Here is a 16,237-nt window from a genome sequence, read left to right on the forward strand (position 1 = left end):
AAAAGAATAAATTGAAAAAATGAGGTCAAATTAGCAGGTATGAAACTGTCTAAGTTTTCCCTTTTTAGATAAAGTAAAGGGTTTAACCCTTTTGTATAGAGGTAAAAATGACATATGAAGTAAAATCTCTTAATGAAGAGTGTGGTGTCTTTGGTATTTGGGGACATCCTCATGCCGCTCAAGTCACTTATTTTGGTTTACATAGTCTTCAGCATCGCGGTCAAGAAGGTGCGGGGATTATTTCAAATGATAATGGATTGCTTCATCAGCATCGTGATACAGGCTTATTATCTGAGGTTTTTAAGGATCAGAATAATCTGGATAAGTTGACAGGTCAAGCTGCTATTGGACATGTTCGATATGCAACAGCTGGAACAGCATCTATCAATAATATTCAACCTTTCTTATATCAGTTTACAGAGGCTCAATTTGGCCTTTGTCATAATGGTAATTTAACCAACGCCATTTCTTTAAAAAAAGAATTGGAACGTGATGGTGCTATCTTTAATGCGTCTTCGGATACGGAAATTTTGATGCATTTGATTCGTTGTAGTCATCATCCTGAATTCTTAGGTAAGGTAAAAGAGGCTTTGAACACAGTCAAAGGTGGTTTTGCTTATTTACTGATGACCGAAGATAAATTGATTGCTGCTTTAGATCCTAATGGTTTTAGACCCTTATCTTTGGGGCAGATGAAGAATGGTGCATGGGTAGTATCTAGTGAGACTTGTGCCTTTGAAGTGATTGGTGCGAAATGGGTTCGTGATGTGTTGCCAGGTGAGATGATTATTATTGATGATCAAGGAATTACTTATGATCACTATACACAGGACACACAACTGGCTATTTGTTCAATGGAATACGTTTATTTTGCGCGTCCTGATTCGACGATTTATGGTGTGAATGTTCACACAGCACGTAAACAAATGGGTAAACGCTTGGCACAAGAATTCAAGCATGAAGCTGATATTGTAGTTGGTGTTCCTAACTCCTCTCTTTCAGCAGCTATGGGCTTTGCAGAAGAATCGGGTTTACCTAATGAAATGGGACTTGTTAAAAACCAATACACCCAAAGAACCTTTATTCAACCAACACAAGAACTGCGAGAACAAGGTGTCCGCATGAAGTTATCTGCTGTATCAGGGGTGGTTAAAGACAAACGGGTGGTCATGGTTGATGATTCCATTGTTCGTGGGACAACTTCTAGACGTATTGTCAAATTACTTCGAGAAGCAGGAGCTAAAGAGGTCCATGTGGCTATAGGAAGTCCTGAACTCAAATACCCATGCTTCTATGGAATTGATATTCAGACCCGACGCGAGTTAATCTCGGCAAATCATAATGTAGATGAGGTCTGTGACATTATTGGAGCAGACAGCTTAACCTATTTGTCACTAGAAGGCATGATTGATGCTATTGGTTTACAAACAGATGTTCCAAATGGTGGTTTATGTGTGGCTTATTTTGATGGTAATTACCCAACACCTCTTTATGATTACGAAGAAGAGTACCTTCGTAGTCTCGAAGAAGAGACCAGTTTTTACATTGAAAAAGTCAAATAGGTGCTAGTTATTACGCAACCACAGGTTACAGGCTTTTGAGGGCGTGAAAATTAGCCCTTTGTGGAGAAGAAAGAGGAAAGATATGTCAAAAAATGCTTACGCACAGTCAGGTGTGGATGTGGAAGCAGGTTATGAAGTAGTTGAACGCATCAAAAAACATGTAGCACGTACAGAGCGTGCGGGTGTGATGGGTGCTATAGGTGGTTTTGGAGGAATGTTTGACCTTTCAGCAACTGGTGTCAAAGAACCAGTCCTTATCTCTGGAACAGATGGTGTTGGAACCAAACTTATGTTAGCCATCAAATATGATAAGCACGATACAATTGGTCAAGACTGTGTAGCCATGTGTGTCAATGATATCATTGCTGCAGGTGCAGAACCACTTTACTTCTTAGATTATATTGCGACTGGTAAAAATGAACCTGCTAAACTGGAAAAGGTTGTTGCAGGTGTCGCTGAAGGATGTGTTCAAGCAGGTACTGCCCTTATTGGTGGTGAAACGGCTGAAATGCCAGGTATGTATGGCGAAGATGACTATGACTTGGCAGGCTTTGCAGTCGGAGCTGCTGAGAAATCTCAAATTATAGATGGTTCAAAAGTTTCTGAAGGCGATGTACTTTTAGGCTTAGCATCAAGTGGGATTCATTCTAATGGTTATTCACTTGTACGTCGTGTTTTTGCGGAGTATAGTGGTGATGAAGTTCTTCCTGAGTTGGAAGGCAAAAAATTGAAAGACATTCTCTTAGAACCAACTCGCATTTACGTGAAAGCAGTACTGCCATTAGTTAAGGAAAACTTGGTTAACGGGATTGCACACATCACCGGTGGTGGCTTCATAGAAAACGTTCCACGTATGTTTGCAGATAACTTGGCTGCTGAAATTGAAGAAGACAAAGTGCCAGTTCTACCTATTTTCAAAGCCCTTGAAAAATATGGAGAAATCAAGCATGAAGAAATGTTTGAAATCTTTAATATGGGAATTGGTCTCATGATGACTGTCAAACCTGAAAATGTTGACCGCATTAAAGAACTTTTGGATGAACCTGTTTATGAAATTGGACGTATCGTTGCAAAAGAAGATAAGGGTGTTATCATCAAATGAGCAAAAAAATAGCGGTATTTGCCTCTGGAAATGGGTCAAATTTTCAGATCATTGCAGAGCAGTTTCCCGTAACTTTACTGTTTACGGATAAGAGACAGGCTTATGCTTTAGAACGAGCGGATAAGCTAGGCGTGGCAAATTATAGCTTTGAACTCAAAGAATTTACAAGCAAGGTCGCCTATGAAGAAGCTATTGTGGCCCTGCTAGATGAGCATGAGATTGATTTGGTTTGTCTAGCTGGCTATATGAAAATTGTTGGTCCAACTCTACTGGAAGCTTACGAGGGCAGGATAATCAATATTCATCCAGCTTATTTATCTGAGTTTCCAGGTGCTCATGGTATTGACGATGCCTGGCAAGCAGGCGTGACGCAATCTGGAGTGACTGTTCACTGGGTGGATAGTGGTGTTGATACCGGGCAAATCATCAAACAAGTGCGAGTGCCTCGTTTACCAGAGGATACCATTGAGACATTTGAAACCCGTATCCACGAAACTGAATACCAACTTTATCCAGAAGTTCTTCGTGAGCTTGGAGTAGAAGAAAAATAGTATCTAGAGTAAAGATTAGCTTATTAATCTTTAATGATAAAATCGAAGTGATTGTCATTTAGAGAAGTATCACAAAACATTTTCAAGAAAGAGAAAAGAGAGTATAATGACTAAACGTGCACTGATTAGTGTTTCTGATAAAAATGGTATTGTTGAGTTTGCCAAAGCATTAAAAGATTTAGGTTGGGACATCATCTCAACAGGTGGAACCAAGACAGCTCTTGATGCAGCTGGACTTGACACTATTGCTATTGATGATGTGACTGGTTTTCCTGAAATGATGGATGGGCGCGTGAAGACCCTTCATCCTAATATCCATGGTGGCTTATTAGCTCGTCGTGATCTTGACAGCCATCAAGATGCAGCTAAGGAAAATGCTATCGAGATGATAGACCTTGTTGTGGTTAACCTTTATCCTTTCAAAGAAACCATTTTACGTCCAGATGTGACTTATGATTTGGCAGTTGAAAACATTGATATTGGTGGCCCCTCTATGCTCCGTTCAGCAGCGAAAAATCACGCTAGTGTAACGGTTCTTGTTGACCCAGCTGATTATCAAGGCGTATTAGATGAATTGGCTAGTCAAGGAGAAACGACCTATGAGACACGTCAACGGTTAGCAGCTAAAGTCTTTCGTCACACAGCAGCTTATGATGCCTTGATTGCGGAGTACTTTACAGCACAAGTTGGTGAAGAAAAGCCAGAGAAGCTGACCTTAACTTATGATTTAAAACAAGCTATGCGTTATGGTGAAAATCCGCAACAAGATGCGGATTTCTACCAAAAAGCCATTCCAACAGACTACTCAATTGCATCTGCTAAACAATTGAACGGCAAAGAATTGTCTTTTAATAATATCCGTGACGCAGACGCAGCTATCCGTATCATCCGTGACTTTAAAGACCGTCCAACAGTGGTAGCTCTTAAGCATATGAATCCATGTGGTATTGGACAAGCAGATACTATTGAGACAGCATGGGATTATGCTTACGCAGCTGACCCAATTTCTATTTTTGGTGGTATTGTAGTGCTTAACAGTGAGGTTGATGCCGCTACTGCTGAAAAAATGCATGAGATTTTCTTAGAAATTATCATTGCTCCAAGTTATTCTGACGAAGCGCTAGCTATTCTAACAAATAAAAAGAAAAATCTTCGTCTCTTGGAATTGCCATTTGATGCTCAAGAAGCAAGCCAGGTGGAACCTGAATTCACTGGTGTTGTGGGTGGTATGTTAGTTCAAAACCAAGATGTTGTGGAAGAAAATCCCGATACTTGGGAAGTAGTGACTGAACGTCAACCAAACGATCAAGAAAAAGAAGCTTTGACGTTTGCTTGGAAGGCCATTAAGTATGTTAAATCTAATGGTATTATTGTGACAAATGATCACATGACCTTGGGTGTGGGATCAGGCCAAACTAATCGTGTAGCTTCGGTTCGTATCGCTATCGAACAAGCTAAAGACCAACTTGAGGGAGCAGTCCTTGCTTCTGATGCCTTTTTCCCATTTGCAGACAATATTGAAGAAATTGCCGCAGCTGGTATCCGGGCTATTATCCAGCCAGGTGGCTCGGTGCGTGATCAAGAGTCTATCGAGGCTGCAGACAAGCATGGTATTACCATGCTATTCACAGGACAAAGACATTTTAGACATTAAGAAAAAAAGACTGAATTCTTTCAAGAAATCAGTCTTTTTTAATAGGGGGATAGAATACTTTCTAACTTATACTTTTTTAGCTTTGTCCATGATGAACCATGTTCCACGTGAACCCATCTGAACATAAATGCCGTTGGATGGCTTATCTACTTTTAAGACTTTATAAGTACCTGGGACGGTAAAGTATTCTCCACTGTGGAGAATTTGATCGCCAATTGTGTTTCCTTTGGCATCTGTTTCTGTTAGAGGACCTGGATCAATCCAGTTGTAATGAGTAGGGTCACCTCCAGCTAGTTGGCTACTAGTGATGAGACCGTTAATAACTTGCGTGACTTTAAATACTCCAGGGAAAGTCACTTGATCTCCGACAACGATAGGGTTTTGAATGGCAGTGGTTGTGGTAGTTTTTGCATGTGTTACCTCAACAGTGTTAGACTTTTCAGTTATTTTTTTCAAAGGGATATAGCGACGGTTTCCAGAGAAACTTAAGTAACTAAGCCAGTCATAGCCATCCGAACTTAGTAATTGATCATAATTGACAGATTGTCCAGCATCATAATAACCTAAATCTGGACTGTCAATTTTAGCTTCTCCTTTGATAAGGTGTTTTTGAGTAAACTGATAAAGACCACTTTTGGGGAGTGTTTTATCCTTGTTGGAAAGCGGCTGGTTGATTTCTACAGAAGAAGATGAGGTGGTCGATGGTAGATCCTTAAAATGGATGAAGCCACTGACTTTACTTTTATGTATTTGACGTTTATGATACTTTTCAGGTCCTTGTCCAGCATTATAATTATATTCTTCAAGTGTGACATAATCATTTGATACCTCAGCAACCCAAGACACATGGCCATAGATAGCACTTGAGTTGTTTGCTCCCTTATCAAACCAAGCTACAGATCCAACTTTTGGCGTTTTATTCACAGCGTATCCTTGTGTTTTAGCAATATGTCCCCACGTATGGGCATTACCATACCCTCTTGGTAATTGAAAACCATTGGCTGAGCTAAGGCGAAAAGCTACAAATGATGTACATTGACGAACATACATATTCCAAGAATCAATACCACTCTCTTTTTTCCATTTACTTGGGTAGTTATCACCGAGAACTTCTGCCTGAACCTGTGACACACTATTTGGATTAAAGAGTGGTGCAGCAGTGCTGATTGCTCCGTTAACACTTAAAAGGATTGCTCCTGAAACTAACAATTGATGAAATTTTTTCATTAATAACCTCCTATAACCTATTATTCGCAAGTTAAGAGATAAAAATGGCAATAGCTACTAAAAAAAGTGAAGCTAAATAGCTCATCATATTTGACTTCCTATAAATGGTCACGAAACTTTTTTTAAAAAAGAACGGAGTTTTAGAGAAAAGACGAGATATGATATGATTCTTAAAATACGAACAAATATGTTATAATAACTTTATATTATTCGTTATTAAGAAAGGAAATCCCTACTGTTACTGGTTACAAAATAGGTTTCTTATGTGAAATTATTTCTTTTCAAAAGTTAAAACTTTGTAATTGGTTCTAGGGAGTGTAAGTTATGAAATTATTGGTTGTTGGTTCGGGTGGTCGTGAGCATGCTATTGCTAAGAAATTGTTAGCATCTAAGGATGTTGAGGCAGTCTTTGTTGCTCCAGGGAATGCTGGGATGACGCTTGATGGTCTGATTTGTGTGGATATAGCTATTTACGAACATTCAAAATTAATTGACTTTGCTCAGGAAAATACTATTAGTTGGAGCTTTATTGGCCCAGATGATGCATTAGCTGCGGGGATTGTTGATGATTTTAACAAGGTTGGTCTCAAAGCTTTTGGTCCGACGCGTTTGGCCGCAGAGCTGGAGTGGTCAAAAGACTTTGCCAAGGAAATGATGGTTAAGTACCAAGTTCCGACTGCTGCCTATGGCACATTCTCTGACTTCGAAGAAGCCAAGGCGTACATTGAAAAAGAAGGGGCGCCGATCGTTGTTAAGGCCGACGGTTTAGCTTTGGGCAAGGGCGTTGTGGTTGCGGAAACTGTTGAAGAAGCTGTTGAAGCGGTGCACGAGATGCTTTTGGATAACAAATTTGGTGATTCTGGGGCGCGCGTGGTTATTGAGGAATTCCTGGCTGGTGAGGAGTTCTCACTCTTTGCCTTTGTTAATGGGGACAAATTCTACATCATGCCAACAGCTCAAGACCATAAACGTGCCTACGATGGAGATAAGGGACCCAACACAGGTGGGATGGGGGCTTATGCATCAGTTCCCCATTTATCACAGGCTGTCATTGACCAGTCCGTTGAAACCATTATTAAGCCTGTTCTTGAAGGGATGATTAAAGAAGGTCGTCCTTATCTGGGTGTCCTTTATGCTGGCTTGATTTTGACGGAAGCTGGTCCGAAAGTGATTGAGTTCAACGCTCGCTTTGGTGATCCAGAGACACAAATTATCTTGCCTCGTCTAACATCTGACTTTGCTCAAAACATCAGTGATATTCTTGATGGTAAAGAACCTGAGATTACATGGATAGAGGGTGGTGTAACTCTTGGCGTTGTTGTTGCCTCAAATGGCTACCCACTGGCTTACGACAAAGGGGTGACACTCCCAACCAAAACAGAAGGCGACATTATCACCTATTATGCGGGGGCTAAATTTTCGGAAGATGGCCAAGCACTGCTCTCAAATGGCGGCCGTGTTTACATGCTAGTCACCACAGAGAACAACGTCCAAGCTGCGCAGAGTATCATCTACAAAGAACTGGCAAGCCAAAACACGGAAGGTCTCTTCTACCGAAATGACATTGGCAATAAAGCAATAAAATAGGAAGACAAGAAAAAAGACTCAAAAAGGAGACAAGTATGACACCTGACATTTCAATTATTATGGGCTCTAAATCAGATTGGGCGACCATGAAAAAAGCAGCTGATATCTTGGACCAATTTGGTGTGGCCTATGAGAAGAAAGTTGTTTCTGCTCACCGCACACCAGACCTCATGTTCAAACATGCCCAAGAAGCGCGTGGACGTGGTATCAAAATCATCATTGCTGGTGCAGGTGGGGCGGCTCACTTGCCAGGGATGGTAGCTGCTAAGACAAACTTGCCAGTTATTGGTGTGCCTGTCAAATCACGTACCCTTTCTGGAGTTGATTCTCTCTATTCCATCGTTCAAATGCCAGGTGGCGTGCCGGTGGCAACCATGGCTATTGGGGAGGCGGGAGCTACCAATGCTGCACTCTTTGCTCTTCGCATCTTGTCCATTGAAGATAGTAAGATTGCGGATGCGCTAGCTGATTACACAGAAAAACAAGGAAAAATGGCAGAGGAGTCGACTGATGAACTCATCTAAAACTATTGGAATTATTGGTGGTGGCCAGTTGGGTCAAATGATGGCTATTTCGGCTATTTATATGGGGCACAAGGTGGTGACTTTGGATCCGTCGGCAGATTGTCCGGCTTCGCGGGTTAGTGAGATGATTGTGGCAGCTTACGATGATGTGGCAGCACTGAAAGAACTGGCTGACCGTTGTGACGTCCTCACTTATGAATTTGAAAATGTCGATGCGGACGGTTTGGATGCCGTTATCAAGGAAGGGCAATTGCCACAAGGAACTGACCTGCTTCGCATTTCCCAAAACCGTATTACTGAGAAAGACTTTTTGGCTAACAAAGCTGGGGTCAAAGTGGCGCCTTACAAAGTGGTTAAATCGGCTGCTGATTTGGACGATATTGACTTGTCCAAAAATTATGTCCTCAAGACGGCGACCGGTGGTTATGATGGCCATGGGCAAATTGTCATTAAGTCTGAGGCTGACCTTGCTGCTGCAAGGGAATTGGCTGACGCTGCTAATTGTGTTCTGGAAGAATTTGTTGCTTTTGATTTGGAAGTGTCTGTCATCGTTTCAGGAAACCAGAAAGAATTCACGGTCTTCCCAGTCCAAGAAAATATCCACAGAAACAATATTTTGTCTAAGACAATTGTGCCAGCTCGTATTTCTGAAGAACTTGCTGAAAAAGCTAAAGCAATGGCTTTGGAAATTGCTAAGCATTTGGATTTGGCTGGAACGCTTTGCGTCGAAATGTTTGCCACACCAGATGATATCTTGGTCAATGAAATTGCACCACGCCCGCATAATTCTGGGCACTACTCCATTGAAGCCTGTGATTTCTCACAGTTCGACACACACATTCTGGGTGTGCTTGGTCAGCCGCTACCAGCTATCCACTTGCACGCTCCAGCAGTTATGCTCAATGTCTTAGGCCAACATACGGATGCTGCGCAGCAATTTGTTGCCAACAACCCTAGCGCCCACCTACACCTTTATGGTAAACTAGAAGCTAAGCAGAACCGCAAGATGGGACATGTGACTTTGTTTAGTGATGTGCCAGACGAGGTTGAGGAGTTTGGTAAAGGGATAGATTTTTAATCCTATTATTGCTTAAATTAAATGTAAAATTATTTAGAGAAATGAAGAGGGTGTTTCCGAGTAATTGAACTCGGGCTCTCTACTCTTTGGAAATAAAGAAAAGAAAGGAACAAGGGCATCGTATTTATTGAGCTGAATACGGGCTACGGACTTCCATTCAAAAATTAAGATAAAGAAATGAGAGAGGGTGTTTCCGAGTATTTAAACTCGGGCTACTCTACTCTTTGAAAATAAAGAAAAGAAAGGAACAAGGGCACTGTATTCTTTAAACTGAATACGGGCTACGGACTTTGCAAAAAAAGATAGTTTCTCCTAGAACTTAATGTTCTTCGTCAAAACTACTATTTTTGCGGTGTCCGCTTAACGCCCTTAATATCTTAAATTATGCTAGAACGTTATTCACGCCCTGAGATGGCGGAAATTTGGAGTGAAGAAAATAAGTACCGTGCTTGGTTAGAGGTTGAGATTTTGGCCGATGAAGCTTGGGCTAAGTTGGGTGAGATTCCTAAGGAGGATGTGGCTAAGATTCGTGCTAATGCCGATTTTGATGTGGACCGCATTCTTGAGATTGAAAAAGAAACACGTCATGATGTGGTGGCTTTCACGCGTGCGGTTTCAGAAACGCTTGGTGAAGAGCGTAAGTGGGTTCACTATGGTTTGACATCAACTGACGTTGTGGATACGGCCTACGGTTACCTTTACAAGCAAGCCAACGACATTATCCGTCGTGACCTTGAAAACTTCACTAACATTGTGGCTGAAAAAGCTAAAGAGCACAAAATGACCATCATGATGGGCCGTACCCACGGTGTGCATGCAGAACCGACAACTTTTGGGATTAAGCTGGCAACTTGGTATAGCGAAATGAAACGTAACCAAGAGCGTTTTGAACATGCGGCGGTTGGTGTTGAGGCTGGGAAAATCTCTGGCGCGGTAGGCAATTTTGCTAATATTCCTCCATTTGTGGAAGAGTATGTTTGTGGCAAACTTGGCATTCGCCCTCAAGAAATTTCAACACAGGTCCTACCTCGTGACCTACATGCAGAATACTTTGCGGTACTAGCCAGCATAGCAACATCTATTGAACGCATGGCAACTGAGATCCGTGGGCTACAAAAATCAGAACAACGTGAAGTAGAAGAGTTCTTTGCCAAAGGGCAAAAAGGTAGCTCTGCTATGCCTCATAAACGTAACCCAATTGGTTCAGAAAATATGACTGGTCTTGCGCGCGTAGTTCGTGGTCACATGGTTACAGCCTATGAAAATGTGCCACTATGGCATGAACGTGATATCTCACATTCATCTGCAGAACGGATCATCACACCTGATACAACTATCCTTATCAACTACATGCTTAACCGTTTTGGTAACATTGTTAAGAACTTGACGGTCTTCCCAGAAAACATGATCCGCAACATGGGCTCAACCTTTGGTTTAATCTTTAGCCAACGTGTTATGCTTAAATTGATTGAAAAAGGCATGACACGTGAGCAAGCTTACGACTTAGTGCAACCTAAGACAGCTTACTCATGGGATAACCAAGTGGACTTTAAGCCATTACTGGAAGCTGATGAAGAAGTAACATCTCGTCTTAACCAAGATGAAATTGATGAACTCTTCAACCCTGTCTACTACACACAACGTGTTGATGACATCTTTAACCGTTTAGGATTATAAGCATTTCAAAAAGACCTTAGGGTCTTTTTCTTTTTATAAGAAAAACCGAATATTTATCACAAAATTCTTATATTTCTTAATTTTCTATTAATCCTTATGCTATAATAAAGAAAGGGAGGGTGGAGATAAGGTATGTTAGCTAATTTTGGGGAAAAGGTAAGAACACTTCGGTTTGAAAAGAAACTGACACGAGAAGAACTTTGTGGAGATGAATCAGAACTTTCGGTTCGTCAGCTTGCAAGAATTGAGTTAGGACAGTCGATTCCCAGTTTATCCAAAGTAGCTTTTATTGCAAAAAAACTTGACGTTAGTGTAGGTTTTTTAACGGATGGTGAAGATTTGGAATTGCCTAAGCGTTTCAAAGAGTTGAAGTACTTGATATTACGAACGCCAACTTATATGGATGGAGATAAACTCAAGACACGTGAGGCCCAATTTGATGAAATATTTGAAGATTACTATGACCAATTGCCAGAAGTAGAACAATTGGTTATTGATTGTTTGCAGTCAAAATTTGATGTTTATCAGAGCGGGGATATCAATTTTGGTTCACCGCTGATTCAAGAATATATTAATCAAATTAGTAAAAATACAAAATATCAGTTAAATGATTTATTGATTATAGATTTATACTTAACTTGTGCTGTAGTATCAAATTTTAGTAAATATCATTTTGATCTAAGTTTATATCAGGAATTTGTAAATACTATTTTAAAAAGTGAAGAAGAATTACTGCTAGAAGATTTGTTCATGCTAAACAATATTTTGCATACTTGTTTGGATGTTTCCATAAGATTAAAAGATTACTTGAAGGTAGAACAAATGCTTCTGTTAAGTCAAAAAATCATGTCTAGAATTCAAGACTTTCAAAAAATACCTATGTATTGCATGTATTATTGGAAATATGCTTTATATCATTTAAATGATTTTGCAAAAGCAAAACATTTTTATGAGCAATCAGTGATGTTTACGAGTTTGACAAATGATAATTATTTAGTGAAAAAGTTAGAGAAAGAATGGTTAAAAGATAATTTTTAAACAGGACATTGGTGTCATGTTACTATAGCAATATAAGGGTTATAATATTTTTTGTAAAAAATTAATAAGAGATAGAGGTACAAAAAATGTTTAAATCTTATAAGTATTATTTCATTCTTGCAGCTATTTTTATGATGAAATCTGCAGCGTTTTTATCAGATAAAGACTGGTGGAATTTAGGCTAAGAATCATCAGTCTTGTGCTATAATAGTCCTATGACTAGAATTTTAGATAATGAGGTAATGGGTGATGAGGAGTTTGTTGAGCGAACTCTTAGGCCACAGTATTTACGAGAATACATTGGACAAGATAAGGTCAAAGATCAATTAAAGATTTTCATCGAGGCAGCTAAAATGCGAGATGAGTCGCTTGATCATGTCTTGTTATTTGGTCCTCCTGGTTTGGGGAAAACCACGATGGCTTTTGTCATTGCTAATGAGTTGGGAGTTAATTTAAAGCAAACGTCAGGTCCAGCTATTGAAAAGGCAGGGGATTTGGTAGCCATTTTAAATGATTTAGAACCTGGCGACGTTTTATTTATTGATGAAATCCATCGCATGCCTATGGCGGTTGAAGAAGTTCTCTATAGTGCTATGGAAGATTTCTATATTGATATCATGATTGGGTCAGGAGACTCCAGTCGTAGTGTTCATTTGGATTTACCGCCTTTCACACTGATTGGGGCGACGACGCGTGCGGGTATGCTTTCGAATCCCTTGCGGGCTCGTTTTGGGATTACAGGCCACATGGAATATTACCAAGTAGACGATTTAACAGAAATTGTTGAGCGGACAGCTACTATTTTTGACATGGCTATTGTGCATGAAGCCGCCTTTGAGTTGGCTCGCAGAAGTCGAGGGACACCTCGTATTGCCAATCGCTTGCTCAAGCGTGTTCGTGATTATGCTCAAATTATGGGTGACGGAACGGTAACGGCTCAAATCACTGATAAGGCATTAGAAATGCTTGATGTAGACCGAGAAGGCTTGGACTATGTCGATCAAAAGATTCTGCGTACCATGATTGACATGTATAGCGGTGGGCCGGTTGGACTGGGAACTTTATCGGTTAACATTGCCGAAGAAAGAGAAACAGTTGAGGACATGTATGAGCCTTACTTAATTCAAAAAGGCTTTATTATGCGGACTCGAACCGGGCGCGTGGCTACTGATAAAGCCTATCAGCATCTGGGTTACCCTCTACCAAGTGATACCCCTTAGGAAAGTTTCATATGATAACAAAAACATGCCATCTGATGACGGTGTGTTTTTGAGTATTTCTTTTTGTGACCAATCTTAACCTTACTTAATTGTGATCGGATAAACCTTAGCGTCAGGTTGGTAGGCTAAGTTAAAAATATTAAATTCATTTCAGCTTTCTAACCTGGAAATTTGCTATAATAGGTGAAAGGAGTTTTTCATGAAAAAAGTATGTTTTGTTTGTCTTGGAAATATCTGTCGCAGTCCGATGGCTGAATTTGTGATGAAAGCATTGGCTAAGCAGGACCAGTTGGTTATTGAAAGTCGTGCAACTTCAACTTGGGAACAGGGAAATCCGATTCATCAAGGCACGCAGAAAATCCTAAAGAAATACGATATTGATTATGATGGGCAAAAAAGCTCCCAACAGATAAGTCCTCATGATTTTGAAGCTTTTGATTACATCATCGGTATGGATTGTGATAATGTTAAGGATTTAAAAAAGATGTCAGCTAAGAATCAGGCGTCAAAAATTCATCTCTTTATTGAGGGTGGCGTTCCAGATCCGTGGTATACTGGTGATTTTGAAGAAACCTACCGTTTGGTGACCAAAGGGTGTCATAGCTGGCTTGACCAACTGAAAGATGACTTCTAAAGCTAGTATTAGGAAAAATGATAGATGAGTATAAGCGATGAACTATTTAGATAAAGTGAAAAAACAATTGCATATTACTAGAGCAAAGATGGAAATCTTGTCAGTAATCATTATTTTGGTTTGTGGGTTGTCTGTTTTGTCGGTAACCGTGACCTCCAAAACGAGCCTGACTTATGATAAGGGGCAAATCAAGTACACTGGTTATGTGCTTAATCATAAAATGAATGGACAGGGGAAATTGGTCTATTCTAATGGAGATACCTATGATGGACAGTTTAAAAATGGGGTCTTTGAGGGGAAAGGAACCTTTACGGCTAGTAATGGTTGGTCTTATAGTGGTCAATTTAAAGCAGGACAAGCAGATGGTAAAGGTGTTTTAAAGGCAAAAAATGCAAAGGTCTATAAAGGGACCTTTAAACAGGGGATATTTCAAAAATGAGAATAAAATGGTTTTCGTTTGTTAGGGTAACAGGGTTATTGCTTGTTTTACTCTACCACTTTTTTCAACATCATTTTTCAGGAGGATTTATAGGTGTCGATGTTTTCTTCACCTTTTCAGGTTATCTGATTACAGCCTTACTTATTGATGAGTACACAAGTAGAGAAACGATAGATATTATTAGCTTTTTAAGACGACGTTTCTATCGTGTTGTGCCACCGCTTGTTCTCATGATTTTGGTAACGATTCCCTTTACCTTTTTGGTTAAAAGTGATTTTATTGCAGGTTTAGGCAATCAAATCGCAGCAGTCTTGGGATTTACTACCAATTTTTATGAAATCTTAACCGGTAGTAGCTATGAAAGTCAATTTATCCCTCATCTTTTTGTGCACACGTGGAGTTTAGCCATTGAGGTTCACTTCTATTTAATCTGGGGACTTTTGATTTGGTTATTAGCTAAGAAAAATTACACTCATAAGCAATTCAGAGGTATTATTTTTCTCATTTCTTCTGGTATTTTTGCGGTTAGTTTTTTAAGTATGTTCATTAGAGCATTCTTTGTTTCAAACTTTTCTTTGATTTACTTTTCGACTTTCTCACATAGTTTTCCATTTTTCTTAGGAGCTATGTTTGCCACTATGACAGGCATAAAAGATACCACTATCCGCTTTCAAAAGAATGTTCGCCTATGGCCAAGAAAACATGTTATTGCTGTTTTAGTAGGCTCATTTGCACTACTTTTCTTGTTGACGCTAAGTTTAGATTTCAATAATATTGTTACTTATTTGTTTGGTTTTGTATTGTCAAGTTTGTTTACTTCAATTATGATTTATTCAGCTAGAGTTTTAAATGATCAAACACCAGAGTGGCAAGAACCTCTTGTGGTAACTTATCTTGCTGATATTAGTTATGGTATTTATCTCTTCCATTGGCCTTTTTACATCATCTTTACTCAATTGATGCCAAACTGGTTAGCTGTGTTGTTAACGACCTTCTTTTCAGTTCTGTTTGCGACGCTTTCTTATTATGTGATTGAGCCAATGATACAAGCTAAACAACCTAAGTTACTTGGGTTAGAGATTGACTTGTCGCCCTATATGAAGTGGTTTGCGGCTCTTGCATTGGCCTTGTCTGTCTTGACAATTACGACTTGCTTTGTGGCACCTACCGTTGGAAAATTTGAGAAAGAGCTTTTAGTAGGATCGCTACAACAAGCTCAGTCTAATATCAATCGTACCCATACTTTAGCGGCAGGGGATGCTAATGCTTTAAGTGATGTTAGTGTTATTGGTGACTCGGTGGCACTTCGCTCTAGTGCTTCCTTTTCAGCTTTGATGCCAGCAACGCAAGTTGATGCTGCGGTAAGTCGTAACTTTAGTGATGCTTATGAACTATTTAACAACCATATTCAATCACAGACTCTTTCTAAGACCGTAGTACTAGCAGTTGGGGTAAACTCTTTAGATAATTATGGGCAACGTGTACAAGATTTTATTGATGCCTTGCCAAAAGGCCATCGCTTAGTTCTTGTGACACCTTATAATGCTAAAAATGCTGCTCAAGTAGCAGAGGCACGTGATTATGCAGTGACTTTACCGAAAAAATACTCTTATGTGACTATCGCTGACTGGTATAAGGTTGCTATTGAGAATCCAGATATCTGGTATGGTACGGACGGTGTCCATTATAGTGACACGGATACTAAGGGAGCTGATTTATATGTCTCAACTATTCAAGCAGCTGTAGAAAGAGCAGCTAAAAAATCTGCTAAATAAGACCGAGAGGTCTTATTTTTTTGCAATGTTCTAATCTGAGTAAGGACTAAAAAAGTTTGAAAAAAAGTTCACAATTTTATTGTGAAACTATTTACAAACTCCAAAAAATGATATAATAATCTTGTAAATAATTTTGCGAAACATTTAACAAACAGTTTCTAGAGGAGAA

At 39.8% G+C, this 16,237-nt stretch carries 15 protein-coding genes; 14 read left to right on the plus strand and 1 reads right to left on the minus strand.

The window, feature by feature from the left end:
• The first annotated feature begins 107 nt into the window (after positions 1–107).
• The 4 genes from purF (at position 108) to purH (ending at position 4,869) form a co-directional block, all read left to right on the plus strand.
• The gene (gene purF, locus STRIC_RS09890; protein WP_008090386.1) at positions 108–1,562 is read left to right on the plus strand and encodes an amidophosphoribosyltransferase; all 1,455 of its coding nucleotides are present in this window, start codon (positions 108–110) and stop codon (positions 1,560–1,562) included.
• An 82-nt stretch (positions 1,563–1,644) separates the two neighbouring features.
• Complete coding sequence (gene purM / locus STRIC_RS09895) at positions 1,645–2,664, plus strand: phosphoribosylformylglycinamidine cyclo-ligase (RefSeq protein ID WP_008089979.1); 1,020 nt, start codon at positions 1,645–1,647, stop codon at positions 2,662–2,664.
• Positions 2,661–3,215: a phosphoribosylglycinamide formyltransferase gene (gene purN / locus STRIC_RS09900; RefSeq protein ID WP_008090165.1), complete on the plus strand. Its 555-nt coding sequence runs from the start codon at positions 2,661–2,663 to the stop codon at positions 3,213–3,215. Before purM ends, purN begins: the two co-directional genes overlap by 4 nt.
• Before the next feature lie 106 nt (positions 3,216–3,321).
• Positions 3,322–4,869, plus strand: coding sequence for a bifunctional phosphoribosylaminoimidazolecarboxamide formyltransferase/IMP cyclohydrolase (gene purH, locus STRIC_RS09905; protein WP_008089752.1), 1,548 nt, complete (start codon positions 3,322–3,324; stop codon positions 4,867–4,869).
• 66 nt (positions 4,870–4,935) lie between these two features.
• On the opposite strand, the gene STRIC_RS09910 is transcribed toward purH, so the two are convergent.
• Entirely contained in the window at positions 4,936–6,096 is a 1,161-nt protein-coding gene (locus STRIC_RS09910) for an SH3 domain-containing protein (protein ID WP_008089638.1), read from the minus strand.
• A gap of 324 nt (positions 6,097–6,420) precedes the next feature.
• Between STRIC_RS09910 and purD the strand changes: the two genes are divergently transcribed.
• The 10 genes from purD to STRIC_RS09955 all read left to right on the plus strand — a co-directional run bounded on the left by purD (position 6,421) and on the right by STRIC_RS09955 (position 16,068).
• On the plus strand, positions 6,421–7,683 hold the full coding sequence (gene purD / locus STRIC_RS09915) for a phosphoribosylamine--glycine ligase (RefSeq protein WP_008089900.1): 1,263 nt from the start codon (positions 6,421–6,423) through the stop codon (positions 7,681–7,683).
• A 35-nt stretch (positions 7,684–7,718) separates the two neighbouring features.
• Positions 7,719–8,207 carry a 5-(carboxyamino)imidazole ribonucleotide mutase gene (purE, locus tag STRIC_RS09920; RefSeq protein WP_008089954.1) on the plus strand — a complete coding sequence of 163 codons (489 nt, stop codon included), beginning with the start codon at positions 7,719–7,721 and terminating at the stop codon, positions 8,205–8,207.
• Positions 8,194–9,285 (plus strand): 5-(carboxyamino)imidazole ribonucleotide synthase, encoded by a 1,092-nt coding sequence (gene purK / locus STRIC_RS09925; protein WP_008089612.1) that lies wholly within the window; start codon positions 8,194–8,196, stop codon positions 9,283–9,285. Before purE ends, purK begins: the two co-directional genes overlap by 14 nt.
• Positions 9,286–9,669: 384 nt before the next feature.
• Positions 9,670–10,962, plus strand: a complete 1,293-nt coding sequence (purB, locus tag STRIC_RS09930) for an adenylosuccinate lyase (RefSeq protein ID WP_008089717.1) — start codon at positions 9,670–9,672, stop codon at positions 10,960–10,962.
• A gap of 132 nt (positions 10,963–11,094) precedes the next feature.
• Positions 11,095–12,000: a helix-turn-helix domain-containing protein gene (locus STRIC_RS09935; RefSeq protein ID WP_008090260.1), complete on the plus strand. Its 906-nt coding sequence runs from the start codon at positions 11,095–11,097 to the stop codon at positions 11,998–12,000.
• Between the two features lie 86 nt (positions 12,001–12,086).
• Complete coding sequence (locus STRIC_RS12465) at positions 12,087–12,185, plus strand: quorum-sensing system DWW-type pheromone (protein WP_200857386.1); 99 nt, start codon at positions 12,087–12,089, stop codon at positions 12,183–12,185.
• Between the two features lie 30 nt (positions 12,186–12,215).
• The gene (gene ruvB / locus STRIC_RS09940; protein WP_083835444.1) at positions 12,216–13,220 is read left to right on the plus strand and encodes a Holliday junction branch migration DNA helicase RuvB; all 1,005 of its coding nucleotides are present in this window, start codon (positions 12,216–12,218) and stop codon (positions 13,218–13,220) included.
• Between the two features lie 199 nt (positions 13,221–13,419).
• On the plus strand, positions 13,420–13,854 hold the full coding sequence (locus STRIC_RS09945) for a low molecular weight protein-tyrosine-phosphatase (protein WP_008090238.1): 435 nt from the start codon (positions 13,420–13,422) through the stop codon (positions 13,852–13,854).
• Positions 13,855–13,891: 37 nt separating this feature from the next.
• Complete coding sequence (locus tag STRIC_RS09950) at positions 13,892–14,293, plus strand: MORN repeat-containing protein (RefSeq protein ID WP_008090358.1); 402 nt, start codon at positions 13,892–13,894, stop codon at positions 14,291–14,293.
• Positions 14,290–16,068, plus strand: coding sequence for an acyltransferase family protein (locus STRIC_RS09955; protein WP_008090122.1), 1,779 nt, complete (start codon positions 14,290–14,292; stop codon positions 16,066–16,068). Before STRIC_RS09950 ends, STRIC_RS09955 begins: the two co-directional genes overlap by 4 nt.
• Positions 16,069–16,237 lie beyond the last annotated feature (169 nt).

This window comes from Streptococcus ictaluri 707-05 (assembly GCF_000188015.2).
Classification (GTDB): domain Bacteria; phylum Bacillota; class Bacilli; order Lactobacillales; family Streptococcaceae; genus Streptococcus; species Streptococcus ictaluri.

Excerpts from the sequence above, each read along its gene's own strand:
- purF (WP_008090386.1), top strand. The coding sequence starts at position 108 with ATGACATATGAAGTAAAATCTCTTAATGAAGAGTGTGGTGTCTTTGGT.
- purM (WP_008089979.1), top strand. The coding sequence starts at position 1,645 with ATGTCAAAAAATGCTTACGCACAGTCAGGTGTGGATGTGGAAGCAGGT.
- purN (WP_008090165.1), top strand. The coding sequence starts at position 2,661 with ATGAGCAAAAAAATAGCGGTATTTGCCTCTGGAAATGGGTCAAATTTT.
- purH (WP_008089752.1), top strand. The coding sequence starts at position 3,322 with ATGACTAAACGTGCACTGATTAGTGTTTCTGATAAAAATGGTATTGTT.
- STRIC_RS09910 (WP_008089638.1), bottom strand. The coding sequence starts at position 6,096 with ATGAAAAAATTTCATCAATTGTTAGTTTCAGGAGCAATCCTTTTAAGT.
- purD (WP_008089900.1), top strand. The coding sequence starts at position 6,421 with ATGAAATTATTGGTTGTTGGTTCGGGTGGTCGTGAGCATGCTATTGCT.
- purE (WP_008089954.1), top strand. The coding sequence starts at position 7,719 with ATGACACCTGACATTTCAATTATTATGGGCTCTAAATCAGATTGGGCG.
- purK (WP_008089612.1), top strand. The coding sequence starts at position 8,194 with ATGAACTCATCTAAAACTATTGGAATTATTGGTGGTGGCCAGTTGGGT.
- purB (WP_008089717.1), top strand. The coding sequence starts at position 9,670 with ATGCTAGAACGTTATTCACGCCCTGAGATGGCGGAAATTTGGAGTGAA.
- STRIC_RS09935 (WP_008090260.1), top strand. The coding sequence starts at position 11,095 with ATGTTAGCTAATTTTGGGGAAAAGGTAAGAACACTTCGGTTTGAAAAG.
- STRIC_RS12465 (WP_200857386.1), top strand. The coding sequence starts at position 12,087 with ATGTTTAAATCTTATAAGTATTATTTCATTCTTGCAGCTATTTTTATG.
- ruvB (WP_083835444.1), top strand. The coding sequence starts at position 12,216 with ATGACTAGAATTTTAGATAATGAGGTAATGGGTGATGAGGAGTTTGTT.
- STRIC_RS09945 (WP_008090238.1), top strand. The coding sequence starts at position 13,420 with ATGAAAAAAGTATGTTTTGTTTGTCTTGGAAATATCTGTCGCAGTCCG.
- STRIC_RS09950 (WP_008090358.1), top strand. The coding sequence starts at position 13,892 with ATGAACTATTTAGATAAAGTGAAAAAACAATTGCATATTACTAGAGCA.
- STRIC_RS09955 (WP_008090122.1), top strand. The coding sequence starts at position 14,290 with ATGAGAATAAAATGGTTTTCGTTTGTTAGGGTAACAGGGTTATTGCTT.